The organism is Corynebacterium silvaticum (assembly GCF_002162115.2).
Classification (GTDB): domain Bacteria; phylum Actinomycetota; class Actinomycetes; order Mycobacteriales; family Mycobacteriaceae; genus Corynebacterium; species Corynebacterium silvaticum.
In genome coordinates this window covers 2,273,473-2,286,539 of record NZ_CP021417.2, presented here as the reverse complement: position 1 = coordinate 2,286,539, position 13,067 = coordinate 2,273,473, and the positions used below count along the sequence as shown (strand labels likewise).

The window sequence follows — 13,067 nt, the reverse complement described above, 5'->3', positions numbered from 1 at the left end:
AACTTCCTAATGATGTTATTGCCACTTAAACCCCATCAAATTCACATAATTCGATTTTAGGATAAAAATTCTGGCGGCTCAGCTGATATGAAGCAGCTCGGCATAGTTAAAAAACTCGGAGAAGGATAAGTACCTTTGGAAACGAAGAATAGAATAATAGGCCTCGACCTAGCCCGTGCGATCGCAATTATCGGAATGATAGTTACGCACACCGCAGAACTCTCATGGGTGGGTAAAATTTTAAGCTCGGGTATCGCGTCTTCTCTGTTTGCTGTGGTCGCCGGTATCACCATGGTGATTATCTCGGAGAGACCGGGAAAGATTACCTATCTGCGTCTTATCACTAGGGGCTTGCTCGTCCTGCTGATTGGCGTGGCGCTGGTTTCTTTTGCCGTGAGCATCCAAATCATTTTGGTCATCATGGGTGCTTCCATGGTGCTGCTCTTCTGGGTTCCTAAAATTCGCATCCAGTACCAGGCGATATTGCTCGTCCTGCTTATTCTGGCTGCCGCTGCTAAGAATCAATGGACGACTGTTTATGAGCCGTACTCGATGCTGGGGTGGCTCGCCTTTATGGTCGGCGGCATGATCCTGTTTCAGGTTTTGCAGAATAATAAAAATAGGGTTATTTGGGGTGTCTCCGGACTCGTTATAACGATCGTTGGTCTGTACGCAAGGCTTAACGTAGAGCCCCCGAGCTTCTTCTCCTTTGTGGGTCACACTGGCGGCGTCGGAAATATGATCCTATGCCTGGGCGCCAGCACCGCTGTTTTGGCTTCGTGCTTCTTCCTAGGGGAAAAGGCCAACGCAAGCGTTCTGCGTCCGCTCACCGTTTTTGGAATGATGTCTTTGACTATGTACGTGGCTCACGTGGTAAGCGCCGAATACCTTTATAAGAACATCGTTCAAACGTCGAACATCTTTGCTCTTCTCTCTGTCGTCGTCGGAATAATTTTTGCAATTATCTGGGCCAAGTTCTTCAAGCGCGGTCCGCTAGAAAGCCTTATCCGGATTCTGATCCACACGATTGTTCCAACACCTGCTCGCACGTCCACGGACGCAGCTATGCCGGACAGCTCTGAGGAAAAGAAACAAAAGTCTGTCAATTGAGGTAGTCAGGGATTTTTTACAGAGTATGAAAGGTAAGAAAAATAAGATGAAACGATTTAACCGTTGCGTAGCTAGTGTGATCGCAAGTGCAGGTCTTGTAATGCTGAGCGCTCCGGCCTCTCACGCATTGGAAGGCGCTGAGGCGGCACCTGTTAATGAGGAAAGCCGCTCTGTGGTGGCGCTGAGCTTAGGAAAAGCCGGCCAGTTTGGCGACTGCACGGGAACCTTGCTTAACGAGCGTTGGGTGATTTCCGCAAGGCACTGTTTTGCGCTAGAAGATCCGAGTGGCGGCAAAGCCCGCGTAGGCCAGGCTCCTGATACCGCTGAATACGATATTGATGGCTGGGTCTTTGCGCCTTCCGGCGACATCGCTTTGGCGCATTTGGCGCAGCAGGTCGAGGACGTTTCTGCAGCAAAGCTGCCGGAAAAAGAGATAACCGTGGGAGCAGAAGGCCGACTGTATGGTTGGAGTAGCTCTTCTAAACTGGCTGCGGAGGGCAAGCTACCCTCCTCCAAGATATCGGTCGTGGAGATTTTCGGAGATGCGAAGTCAAAGCAGACTAAGTTGGCGCATGTGTCCATCGTCGACGGCGGCGGCATCCAGCCGGGAGACTCCGGCGGCCCGTTGTTTGTTGACGGAAAACTTGCCGGCGTAGCCACTGCGGGTGCAGTGAGCGAAAACCCAGATAAGCCTGCTCCGGGTGGCTTTTACACCACGGTTATAGAACAGAAGAAGTGGATTGAAGACACCATCAAGGGAGAAGGCGAAGGCGTTCTGCAGACCGAGGCCGCAGATCTTCCAGAAGATATTGCTCCAAAGCAGCATGGCGGTCGTGCACCTTGGTACGGGGCCGGGGCGGTAGTCCTCTTGGCAATCATCGCGGCGTATTCGCGACTTTCCAACAAGAAGCAGGGCGCTAAGAGCTAACGCGCCAAGCGGTAGGCTTTCTATACGAGTAAGACAATAAGCCTGTTTTAGCCCATGCAGACCGATAGGGTGTTGCGCGGGCTAAAACAGGCGTTTGTGGTTTGGGCTGTTGGGGCGGCAGCCGCCCAATTTTGCTAACTTCCGCTGAGGCTTCTAGGCTAAAGTCTCTAAAAACGTAGGTTCCGTGGTAATTAATTAGAGCCTCAATTAATGCGAGATCGGGAAAACAACGTGAATGATCAACTGGAGAAAAAGATTGGTTTCCGGCGACGGTATTACATTATTTTCTCTTCTCTCATTATCGCCATGGTGTTCTTTTCCTGGGATATTGTCGCTGCGATAAGCGAGAACGACAATAGTCATGCAGCCGGCAGCGTGGTCATAGAAATTATTTTGTTGTTAAATCTTTCCATTTTTGTTTCTCGTGGCCTGGGGGGCAGGGAGATGGATAGGGGAGGGCACCGCATAGTGCCTGCTAGTGAGTCTTTTGCGCCCGAAAGATTGTTCCTTTTAGGGCTGACCATTATTTTTGCCGTCTTGGTTGTTTTGAGCGGGTTTTCGCTGCGCGGGAAAAATGCTTTGGAAGAATTATTTGAGGTCACATTACTCTATTGGCCCGGTGAAATGGGCCGTGACGTTGACCGTGACAGTGCCTCTTTATGAGGTCTTTAGCAGAGGGTGGGGCGCGCTAAAGGCCAAGAAAGGCGATGTGATCGTGTCGTGTAAGCCTTTTATCAATTCCACGACCAAGGTGCGCAATTTTATCTATAGAAATAGCAATCAGTCGTAGCGTCGATACGCTAGCGCAGGCTAGATTTCTTTTAAAAATTTTCTCCCCAAAGCTGTTAAAGAACTATTACATAATTCGGCCGCTTGCGATAGCTTCCGGCATTTCCCCTACTCTTCGCAGGGGTCTTTGGCGCACCTATCCTGAATTTTTCTCAGCGAGTTGGCTGCTATAGAATTTGTTTCCAATGCAAAGCTTAATGCCCAGAAACTTCAAGGAGCGTGCTTCAGGGGCGCAGACGAAAATAAAAGAATTTCTCTTCGGGGGAAATCGAATAGACCACTTAAAATGGTGGGATCTGGTGATCCTAGCCGTAATTTTTTTGGTTATTCCACCTACATTTCCACGGTAGGGTTCCTTGCTCTTGAAGACCCCGTATTGGGCGAGACTAATCCGTCGGATTTTAGCACTGGCGACAATTATCAAGCGCTTTTTGACCAGCTGTTTTTCCTTGTAATAGCGGCGATTTACCTGGTTTTGCGTAGATTTAATTTTAAGCAGTGGACTATTCGTATAACGCTCAAGTCGACCCTGGCTGCGGTGCTTCTCTTTATCGGAGTAGCCCTAGTTTTTGATGCATATCATGCGATAATCGGGATGTTTATCCAGCCTCTTGATTCTGCTCTTGACGCTCTTGATGCTTCTCAAACGGTGGATGTGGTGCAGCAAAGTAACCTTGCGGCTTTGCTGGAAAAAAATTGATGCATCCCTGGTGCTTTTCTCTCTCCAAAATGGTTTTTATGAAGAGATATTTTTCTTGGGGATTTTCCTGAGCGTTGCACCCAAATATCGAGTCGCGGCGTTTATCTTCTCACTGGTAGTCCGGACAATTTTCCATACCTACCAAGGCCTTGCCTCTGCTCTGGGCATTGGTTTGATTCTGGGAAGTATCTTTTACTTTTTGTACACAAGGAGTAAAGACAAAAACCTATATACCTTCTTCTTGGCGCATGCCATTTGCGACGTAGTAGGGCTAGCAGTACTTTATCTGCTCTATTAAGCCCGGCGTGTGCTTTCACCCCCTGAGCGCTACGGGATAGACAGCGCAACGTGGGCATCACCGAAATAGGTGGTGCCCACGTTCTTTTCTGTGTTAGGGAAGATACCAGGGCTTGGGGGAAAAGCTGAGTGTCTGGATGTTGTAGGAAGGCGTTCCCGCCAGGATGAGTGCGGTGCGGCTGGCTTGCACGTCCTCTTCTGGGCCGGAAATGATGATGGATCTGTCACGCCAGGTGCCGTAGCTGGCTGCGACCTCGCCTGCTTGGCCGCTACGGAAAATGTGGAGGCCTCGTGGCGCAGTGCAGTATTTGCTGGGCTGGACCCACCATGCGTCGGCGTTGTTTTTGACGATGGGGGATACGGATAACCAGGGCGCGGTGGCCGCTAGCTGCCATAGGCCGGCGAGTTCATAAAGCTCTCCCGGGTAGTCAGCGCCGAAGAAGAGATGGACTCGTGGGGGATCGGACTGCGTCATGAGATCGAGGATGATAGGCCGCAGGCTGGCAAGTCCGGTGCTGTGTGTGATGAGGAGTAGGTCTGTGTCCTCGGGGATGTGCAGATGCCCTTCTCCCAATCCCAGCATCCAGTGGTCGCCTTCACGCGCTGTGGTGAGCGCTCCCGTGGGAGTAGTGAGCTCATCGCGCAGTATGTGGAACTCAATATGCCCGGACTTGTTGGCAGGGATGGAGGGGTAGAGGTAGCGCCAGTGTCCGTTGAGCAGCTCTGTGGTGACCTGTAGAAAATCGCCATGGCGGTAGTCGATGTACTCTTCTGCGACGAGTCGTACCACGGAGATTCTGCGGCTGCGACGCTCCACCTCCACCACTGAGGCCCCGATGGGCTCGCGGGGGTTGCTTGCCTTGTTGAGGTCGGCTGCGAGCGACGTGATGGCTTGTTCAGCTGCGAGGACCTTGTCAAAGTGGGAGTCGGCGCAGATGGTTTGCAGCGCACTCCGAACCGCACTAGCCAGGGCTGTGTAGTGATGGAAGCCGCGGGCGTCGAGTAGCTTCGTGTGTTCAAGGAACTTCTGCTTGACTGCGTCGGATATTTTTCCGTCGCTTTCTAATCCGCTGATGAGCGAGATGACCGCAGGGGTAAGCTGCTCACTGGGGGCAATTGTGGCGCGCGCGTAGGGATTGCTGTGATAGAAGTTGGCAAATACCTGCGCATGGAACGCGTCTTTATTTTCAAGGAGAAGCTCCGTGATAGATCTGTGATCTAGCATGGACCCAGCTTAAACTAAGCGAACGCTATTTGGTATGTGTCAGCTAAAAAGTTGCTTGGAAGCGGGGGCGTGTTTCTCCGTCGCACTATGCTTTAGGAGCTGTTTCCTCTGGCTCCGGATAGAGCAATCGGCAGATGCTAAAGCATAAGGTACAACAGACCGATGCGTTAAGAAGGCATGGTAAGCGACCAGAATGCGATTGCACACAGGATAGCTATCAGTGGAACGACGGCGAGGGACAACCATAGTAGGTTGCTGTTGTCGTAATACGTGGAAGTTTCCGGCCGAGTAGAGAATGAACTTGCCTGGTGCGTCATGTCGGTGACGTCTTGGTCGAATTCGGCGACGGTGATCTCAAAGGTAAAAGTATTGTCGTACGTTTCTGTGCCGCATTGATACACCAGAACGGAGTGCGTGTCTCCTAGATGTGCGGTGGTGGGCACGTGGACCCGGAATATTTCAGAAAATCGTGCCGTGCTGGGTTCGTGGGTGACCCAAATGGGTTCGGTGTTGTCGGCGTCTGTGATCATGGTGCAGATCGGGGAGTCAAAGAAGACTTCTTTAATCGGGATGGTCTTGGATTTTCCTGGAGCGACCATGACTTTTGACCAGGTGGCTGCTTGCAGGTCTTTCCGATGAAGTTGTTGTTCTGTAGTGACTGGCGGTCGCGTTAATTTGGGTAAATAGTGGGAGGAATCCTTGAGGTCGTTAAGACCATCGCTTTGCGACGGATGTTCTGCGGTGGGGCGCGCCGTTGCTTCTTCCGGGATGATGAGTCCGCTGAGGACGCCGATGGCAGCTGAGATGACAAGACGGTAGATCTTGGGGATAGCCACCCTGTGGGAAATATTCGGATGTATTGAATCGATATTCAACTTAGAGATTCTCCTTAAGCCGTGATCGGATGATCAGCAGCCGAAAATATAAAAGTTGAGTTGCTTACTAATGTTGACTAAGTAACATCAAAGAAAAATATACATAAGAGTTCCCCAGGTCAAGGGCTTTTTGGCATTTTCTACCTGTCAAAATATTGAAAATATAGTGCATTTAGAGTAATTGCAGTTCTTAGGCATTTTTTGACACTAGTGCAAACTTTTTTGTGACTTGTTTCCTAGTTGAACGTCGAACGCTGGGGAGGGAAGAATGCTGGCGAGCTGTTATTTTGGGCAACTTTTGCAGTGGTGATGTTGGGTAGTTGTGGACCTGTCCGTGCTTGGCGGAGATTGGGCCGATGTTGTGTTATATGTGGGATTTTCGGGCCACGTGGGTTGAAGGAGGGGGCACCCTATCGCCGGGAGCAACCTGGATATTTCTTAGAGTTTTCACGGCATGGGATATGGGGAAATATGCCTTGTATGCATGGTTTTAGGCTCGGATAGGGGAGAATTATGGAGCCCTTCCGTGATGTGAGAGCCCGGCGATGTGAAAGAAAACATAGTGTTCAAGGCCACGTTTTCTTTCTTGTGACCCTTCTTACTAGAGTTTGGAAAGTAAAATCATCGCCACACCCTTTGCATGAAGCATGGTTGAGTAGCGGTCTCATGGTTAATCCTGCCAAGTTTGTAGGTCCCGTGTGCCCTCTGTTGGATCTTTGTGCTAAGGGAATGGAGAACTCAATACGTAACTTCTATGACCTGCGCCGAAGAGAGGCTCCCTCTAAAAGCCTGCATCACAAGCGGAAAGACAGAAAAGGACAACCATGGACTACACGCCATATAGCTTGCTTACAGACGTCGGGTTTATCTCGATCTTGATGATCGTTGGCACGTTTATGCGAAGGCATTTTGCATGGTTCCGTCACCTTCTCATCCCGGCCCCTATCACCGCTGGTCTGCTTGGCTTGCTTCTTGGCCCTGAGGTTCTAGGCATACTGAAGTTTTCGGATCGCTTGGGCGATTACTCCACTCTGCTGATCGCTATCGTCTTCGCCGCGATGCCGTATTCCATGACCTTTGACGCGCGCGATGCCTCGAAAGCCCGCAACATGTGGTCGTACTCCACCGGCATGTTCCTGGGCCAGTGGGGTCTGTTCATTCTTCTTGGCCTGTTTGTATTCAAGCCATTCTTTGGCACTGAAGACTGGTTTGGCATGATGCTTCCGGTCGGCTTTGTCGGCGGCTTTGGCACCGCGGCTGCAGTGGGCGGCTCTCTGGACAGCATCGGCGCGGAGGCTGCGTCGTCGTTAGGCTTCACCTCCGCAACGGTGGGCACCCTTGCTGCGATCATCGGCGGAATCATCTTTGCCAACTGGGGCATCCGTACTGGTCGCACCAACACACTGCCTAAAGAACTGCCGTGGGAATTGCGCAGTGGTCACATTGAGGACGTGGAAAAGCAGCCTTCCATCGGACGCGCGACAACCAACCCTTCCTCTATCGAGCCACTGACCCTGCACATCGGCTTTATCTCTGTGACGGTGCTCTTTGCTTACCTTGCGCAGCAGGGCGTTAAGAGCTTCTTCCCTAATATCTCCATCCCGCTGTTCGCATTGTCCTTTGTTGCCGGTATCTGTGGCGTGGTCTTCCTCAAGGTCATTCGTCGTCCGCGTTACCTGGATCAGCAGACGGTCAAGACGGTCTCGGGCGGTGCGACTGACTTCCTGATCGCCTTTGGTATCGCATCCATCGTGCCGTCGGCAGTGGCAAGCTACCTTGTGCCGCTCATCATTCTCTTTATCGCTGGCATTGTTTACTGCGTTTTCTTCTTCTTTGTTATGTCCCCGGTCTTCTTCGGCGAGTCTTGGCTTGAGCGCGGCGTGTTCAGCTGGGGTTGGGCAACCGCTGCTGTGGCTACCGGCATCGCGCTGCTCAAGATCGTCGATCCTGACCTGAAATCGGGAACACTCAATGAATACGGTGTGGCTTATGTGGGATTTGCGCCGTTTGAGATCGGCATGACCATCCTCGCGCCGATTGCGATCCTCTCCGGGTTCGCGTTTGGCCTGGGCGGATTTGCGCTGGTGCTCGCCGTGGCGATCCTGGCTATCCCGGTCTTTTCCGGCTGGCTGCCCAAGCGCACCGAGGAACCTAACCCCGCGCCTGTGAGCTAGGATTCCTAGCTTCTCGACGCCCACCCTTTGGCGTAATACGTACAGGGTAAGGGAAAGCCCGGTCAGTGGATGTGACCGGGCTTTCCGTGTTTGGGAGGGACTAGTTAGTTGCTTTATATGGCTTGATTCTTTGGTGCCTGTTGCTGAAGAAAACTCAAAGGGTGGTCTTCACGCTCATGAACGTGAAGACCACCCTTTACGTGTGCGAATCTTTGAAAGATTTAGCGACGGTGGAAGAACTTCTCAAAGACTGGCTTGAGGAAGCTGCCGATACCGATAATCGCAGCGATAGCAGAGAGAACTCCAAAGAAGATGTTCAGACCGAGAGAGGTGCTGAGATCATTGTTCAGGGAATCATTCTCATCGTTGAGGGAATCGATTTTAGAAGTAAGATCGTCGTTCTTCTGCTGAAGCTCGGCGTTGCGGGCCTTGAGGTTTTTGACCTCTTCTTCGAGCTGGTTTACTCGATCGGAGAGGGCCTTTGCCTTAGCTTCTGTCTCAGCTAGTTTAGTTTTTGCCTGCTCAAACTCGGCTTTGACCTTCTTTAGGTTGGCTTCGGTGAGTACGTTCTTTGCTTCGAGTTCTTCAATAGCTTCTTCGGCTTTTTTCACTTCGGCAGTAAGCTCGCGATTCTTCTGCTTTGTGGCATTAAGATCATCACGAGAAATCTTTAGGTTCTTGTGGAGATGCTCAACCTCTTGTTCGCTGCCCTCAAGTGCGTTTAATAGCTTGCGGTTTTCCCATTTTGTGGCGTCCAGCTCGTTGCGGGAGTTTGTCAGGTTTTTGTGGAGGTGATCTACTTCCTGCTCACTGCCCTGTAACTTCTTTTCCAAATTGTTAATTTGCTGGGCAAAATCGCCGATCTGATCGATTGTTTCCTGTAGGTGATCGAGGGCTGTATCAAGTAAGGTCTCGTACTCCTCGCGGGTGCACGGACCTGATCCGGTAAGAGTTACCCGAGAGTTTGGTTCGGTGAGGGGAATATATTCCCCTTCGCTTACACAGCTCCATTTATTTGTCTCGGGATTGAAACTGCCTTTGGTGGATTCGGCGATGCGAAGTAGCACCTGGGTACTATCTTTTTGGTCATCTGCATGCGCAGCAGGTGCAACCAGGAGGGAACCCGCGATAGCGCAGGTGAGGGCAGAAGACAGCAGCTTCTTCATGATGAGGGTATAGCCTTTCGGTGGGGATTTCCGCCGTGACCTTACGTAAATATGTGAAAATGCTGTGTTTCGACGGCGACTTTGTAGAGATTAAATTAGCATTTCTAATATATCAAAAGTGCTGCACAGTATATTTATATTCAAAATATGAAAAACTTTGTTAAGTTTTAGCTGTGATAATTGAAAATATATCTCTTAGCTAGGGGAGATAGGTATTAGGTATTTCTTTGATATGTCCCGTCCAGAGGGATTTTTCTTATAAAAAGCAATGAAGCCCGCTAGCTGTGAGGGTGTGCCTCTTAGCTAGCGGGCTTGTGTGAAGTGCTCTATCGAACGAAACGATCGATGAATGGTTTGAGGAATGCTCCTAGTCCAACGGTTGCTGCGATTGCGGAAAGTGCTCCGAAGAGTCCTGTGAGTGCCTTGAAAATCCCCAAATTGGTGCGGAGGGAATTATTCTCGGTGGTGAGGGTTTCGGTGCGGCCCTGAAGTCGCTTAGCTTCTTTGGCTAGTTGATCTTTCTCTCCTGTGAGCTTTTACAGTTTGTTGGCAAAGCCTTCCTGGAGATAGTTGGTCTCCTGGAACTTGGCCTTGATTTCCTTTAGCGCCTCATCTGGGGTGGTTCCTAAGCTTTGAACCTTGTCGATGAGGTCAGAAATCTCTTGGCGTTGAGTTTGGAGGGCTTGGTTTTTGGTTTCTGCTGCCTCTAGCTTTTCCTCGGCCTCTAGTAGTGCGACCTCAAGTTCATTAGCGGGCTTTTGTGCCAGATCGCGCTCGTCGGCGACCTCCTTGTAATCAGCTTCAAAGCTAGGAATTACCCGGTGATACCCGTCGAGTCGGCTTTGCTGGGCCTCTACCTCGGTGCGGTAGTCTTCGATGTCTTTTGAAAGTGTTTCGGTGTACGCCTCGTAGGTGCTTCCAAATTTCTGGTACCTGTCAACGAGTTTTGAAAGTTTGGAAAGGAGCTCATTAGATTCGCTCTTATCTGTGGATTCTTTCTTAAGTAGCTCTTCGATCTTTTCCTGCAGCTCTTTGCGTTCGGTGTCCAGCTCTTCCCCGGAGAGTAGAATGTCTTCCAGATGTTCCTCCTGTGCTTGAGCGACAGGAGGAACAAAGACGGAGCTGATGATTGCACAGGTCAGCATGGGGGCGATGAGTTTTTTCACGAGGGCCTTCCGAGAAATTATGGGGATGTGAATAAAAAACACGCGAGCGCTATACAGTGCCACAGGGAATGGTTAACTTAGCGTTCGCTGTGAACGGAGTAAATATATAGCTTTGTGGGACAAAGGACAATTTCATGTTTGTGCGAGCATGAAGAAAGGCTGCTACTCGCAATGAGCAACAGCCTTGGGGGGATTGGGTGTTTAGCTCACCCAGTGTACGACTTTGTTAAATAGCTCTGGAATGTTCTTCTCTACGCGTCTAATGCACAGCACCTGCACTGCATAGTAGACGGCTGCCGGGACGGCAATGACGAGAATCGCCCCGATAATCATGAGTGTCTGGGAGGAGTTGAGGTATCCGATGAACAGCGGAATCGCGCCAGGTGCTAGCGGGAACCACACGCCTATCAGGGAGCCGAAGCTGCTGAGCATGGCGGCACCTGAGTAGCCGGATTTATCGGTCCATGGGTTGGTGCCGGGAGGGGCTGTGGGGAATGCGTTGAAAGAGGTGAAAAGCAGTCCGATCGCTGCCGAGCTAAGGAATGCGCCCAGGCTGGCAATGAAAGCAAGTAATGCGAGTGGTGTATCCGGGGCGAGGATAAGGCTCAAAACCGCAGTAAAGATGTAGAAAATCATTGGTGGGGTAATGGCTGCGAGGTGGCGTGCGCGTATCCATGTTTTGACGGGTGTTCCGGAGACAATAATCGACCAAATGCCGGAGCCGTCGTAACCAAAATCATTGGCTGCGGACATGCCGCACAGTAAAGCGAGGATAAAAATGGATATGTAGAGCAACTCAGGCTGGCCGGTCAGGGCCTTGAAGAGGAAGAAAGCGATCATGACCGGAAGTATGATGAGCGTCCCGAGGAGTCGGCTGTCGCGTCGGTAGTACCGAATTGCGCGGGAGTAGATGTATCCGCCGGCGGTGTGGGGCGCGCCGGGCACAAGCAGGGTCTGCTGCCCCTTATCCTTTTTGGCCTTGGCGGGTTTTGCTGAGGCCTGTGAGGTGCCGTTGGGGTTCTTGAGATGTCCGGAAACCAGTGCCTTCCAACTCAGTATTCCTACCGCAAATGTTGCCACGGTGATCAGAATTTTTGCTGCGACGATCCACCACGCAGATCCAGCAAGCAGTGAGGCAACAGCGCCTCCGGCGGATGCGATGGGAAGCCAGCCGAGAACTTCTCCGGCAGGGGATAGAGTCTCCGGGGAGACATTGTCCCAGCGTATTTGGTTGAACCCCAGGATAATGAGCAATACCACAACCACGCCTATCATGTTTTTCTTATCGTTATTGGCGCGACTGGCTCCGCTGATTGCCGCCTTGAGTAGTTCGGCTAGGAGGAGGATGGCTGCGGCGGTATTGATGAGCGTCGCGACGCTCCATAGCAGTCCCCATGCTCCCGGAAGCATAAGCGTGCCGACGACCGCCGTCACCACAGCGCAGATTAATGCGAGGACACCTCGGGAGGTGAGCAAGGGGATAATGGCGAGCGCCGGCAGGATCTGCTTTGCCTCGAGGGGAGAGGCTAGCGTGCGCACGTCGATCTGGTTTTCGCCGCTCGGGATGGCCGATTCGATCACTAAATAGCCTAGGCATCCTATCCCGAGGATGAGCGGTAGGGCGCTCCAGCTTTGGGCTTCGATTGCTACGACTAGGAGGAGGGAGGTGCCTGCCAATCCGCCGAGAGCGTAGATGCTGACCAGGATGAGCATCATGATGGCCGTGGGATTTTTCTTAAAAAGGCGCGAGTGTAGTTTGCGGTGTAGCCGCACTAATGTCGATGTCATGGGGCTTACTCCCCACTCTTGAGCCAGTCGAGTGAGTCGGAAGATACAGCATCCCCACCCACGAAATCGATGAACGCGTCCACCAGGCTGGTTCCTTGCCGAACCTCGTCGACGCTGCCCATGGTGAGCACACGGCCGTGGTCAATAATTGCTAGGTGATCGCAGAGGCCTTCTACAAGCTCCATCACGTGTGAGGACAAGATGACGGTTCCGCCGTTGGCGGCAAAGTTTCGCAGGATTCGCTGGATTGTGCGTCCAGAAGCGGGGTCTACGGCTTCTAGTGGCTCGTCTAGGATGAGCAGCTTTGGCGCGTGGAGCAGCGCACCTGCCAGCAGGATTTTCTTGGTCATGCCGGCGGAGTAATCCGTGATTGGGGTATCGCCGGCGTCTTTAAGGCCTAGAGTCTGGAGCAATTCCGCAGATCGGGTTGCGATCACCTCGGGATCCATGTTACGCAGGCCGCCGAGGAATTCGAGATACTCCGGGCCGCTGAGGCGGTCGAAGACGGGGATGCCGTCGGCAAGCAGCCCCATTTTTGCTTAGCCGCGATGTCATTGGCCCACATATCGCTGCCGGCTATCCATGCTTGGCCGGCGTCGGGGCGTAGGAGGCCTGTGGCGAGGCTAATCAACGTTGTCTTGCCGGCACCATTGGGGCCAACCAGGCCGAAGATGCTGCCGTAAGGAACGTCCAGGCTGAGATTATCCACTGCAACTTTTGGGCCGAATTGCTTAAACATTCCACGAACAGCAAAGGCTTGGCTCGTGGGGTCGGCGTTGAGTGGCGGGAGATGAGGCGTGTGAGAGGTCATGAATACAAAGATAGTTGAGGTTTTATGGGAAGAGGCGT

Annotated in this window: 11 protein-coding genes and 1 pseudogene; 6 read left to right on the top strand and 6 right to left on the bottom strand. The window is 51.9% G+C overall.

Translation table 11 applies throughout. From position 1 onward, the window contains the following. Positions 1-135 precede the first annotated feature (135 nt). From CBE74_RS23310 to CBE74_RS24790, 5 genes are all read left to right on the top strand, one after another. Positions 136-1,110 carry a DUF418 domain-containing protein gene (locus CBE74_RS23310; RefSeq protein ID WP_087454631.1) on the top strand — a complete coding sequence of 325 codons (975 nt, stop codon included), beginning with the start codon at positions 136-138 and terminating at the stop codon, positions 1,108-1,110. A gap of 46 nt (positions 1,111-1,156) precedes the next feature. Continuing rightward, complete coding sequence (locus CBE74_RS23305) at positions 1,157-2,038, top strand: S1 family peptidase (protein ID WP_166741046.1); 882 nt, start codon at positions 1,157-1,159, stop codon at positions 2,036-2,038. A 231-nt stretch (positions 2,039-2,269) separates the two neighbouring features. Continuing rightward, on the top strand, positions 2,270-2,701 hold the full coding sequence (locus CBE74_RS23300; protein WP_310795212.1) for a hypothetical protein: 432 nt from the start codon (positions 2,270-2,272) through the stop codon (positions 2,699-2,701). 286 nt (positions 2,702-2,987) lie between these two features. Then, positions 2,988-3,527: a hypothetical protein gene (locus CBE74_RS23295; RefSeq protein ID WP_202971490.1), complete on the top strand. Its 540-nt coding sequence runs from the start codon at positions 2,988-2,990 to the stop codon at positions 3,525-3,527. Then, positions 3,463-3,825 (top strand): CPBP family intramembrane glutamic endopeptidase, encoded by a 363-nt coding sequence (locus CBE74_RS24790; RefSeq protein WP_087454628.1) that lies wholly within the window; start codon positions 3,463-3,465, stop codon positions 3,823-3,825. The genes CBE74_RS23295 and CBE74_RS24790 overlap by 65 nt, the downstream gene beginning before the upstream one ends. 93 nt (positions 3,826-3,918) lie before the next feature. Here CBE74_RS24790 and CBE74_RS23290 read toward each other — a convergent pair whose 3' ends face one another. Both CBE74_RS23290 and CBE74_RS23285 read right to left on the bottom strand, forming a co-directional pair. Continuing rightward, positions 3,919-5,049 carry a ferredoxin reductase domain-containing protein gene (locus CBE74_RS23290; RefSeq protein WP_087454627.1) on the bottom strand — a complete coding sequence of 377 codons (1,131 nt, stop codon included), beginning with the start codon at positions 5,047-5,049 and terminating at the stop codon, positions 3,919-3,921. A gap of 167 nt (positions 5,050-5,216) precedes the next feature. Continuing rightward, positions 5,217-5,924, bottom strand: coding sequence for a hypothetical protein (locus CBE74_RS23285; RefSeq protein ID WP_087454626.1), 708 nt, complete (start codon positions 5,922-5,924; stop codon positions 5,217-5,219). Between the two features lie 824 nt (positions 5,925-6,748). Between CBE74_RS23285 and CBE74_RS23280 the strand changes: the two genes are divergently transcribed. Then, positions 6,749-8,098 carry a sodium/glutamate symporter gene (locus tag CBE74_RS23280; protein WP_087454625.1) on the top strand — a complete coding sequence of 450 codons (1,350 nt, stop codon included), beginning with the start codon at positions 6,749-6,751 and terminating at the stop codon, positions 8,096-8,098. Between the two features lie 221 nt (positions 8,099-8,319). Here the strand turns inward: CBE74_RS23280 and CBE74_RS23275 are convergent, their stop codons facing one another. The 4 genes and pseudogenes from CBE74_RS23275 to CBE74_RS23260 all read right to left on the bottom strand — a co-directional run bounded on the left by CBE74_RS23275 (position 8,320) and on the right by CBE74_RS23260 (position 13,029). Further along, positions 8,320-9,264 (bottom strand): hypothetical protein, encoded by a 945-nt coding sequence (locus CBE74_RS23275; RefSeq protein ID WP_087454624.1) that lies wholly within the window; start codon positions 9,262-9,264, stop codon positions 8,320-8,322. 536 nt (positions 9,265-9,800) lie between these two features. Next, entirely contained in the window at positions 9,801-10,430 is a 630-nt protein-coding gene (locus CBE74_RS23270) for a hypothetical protein (RefSeq protein ID WP_225870156.1), read from the bottom strand. Between the two features lie 201 nt (positions 10,431-10,631). Beyond that, positions 10,632-12,218 carry a transporter gene (locus CBE74_RS23265; protein ID WP_087454623.1) on the bottom strand — a complete coding sequence of 529 codons (1,587 nt, stop codon included), beginning with the start codon at positions 12,216-12,218 and terminating at the stop codon, positions 10,632-10,634. 5 nt (positions 12,219-12,223) lie between these two features. Further along, a pseudogene (locus CBE74_RS23260) lies at positions 12,224-13,029 on the bottom strand (ABC transporter ATP-binding protein). Positions 13,030-13,067: the final 38 nt, after the last annotated feature.

Coding starts and splice junctions, on each gene's coding strand:
- CBE74_RS23305 (WP_166741046.1), top strand. CDS start 1,157: ATGAAACGATTTAACCGTTGCGTAGCTAGTGTGATCGCAAGTGCAGGT.
- CBE74_RS24790 (WP_087454628.1), top strand. CDS start 3,463: ATGCTTCTCAAACGGTGGATGTGGTGCAGCAAAGTAACCTTGCGGCTT.
- CBE74_RS23290 (WP_087454627.1), bottom strand. CDS start 5,049: ATGCTAGATCACAGATCTATCACGGAGCTTCTCCTTGAAAATAAAGAC.
- CBE74_RS23275 (WP_087454624.1), bottom strand. CDS start 9,264: ATGAAGAAGCTGCTGTCTTCTGCCCTCACCTGCGCTATCGCGGGTTCC.
- CBE74_RS23280 (WP_087454625.1), top strand. CDS start 6,749: ATGGACTACACGCCATATAGCTTGCTTACAGACGTCGGGTTTATCTCG.
- CBE74_RS23265 (WP_087454623.1), bottom strand. CDS start 12,218: ATGACATCGACATTAGTGCGGCTACACCGCAAACTACACTCGCGCCTT.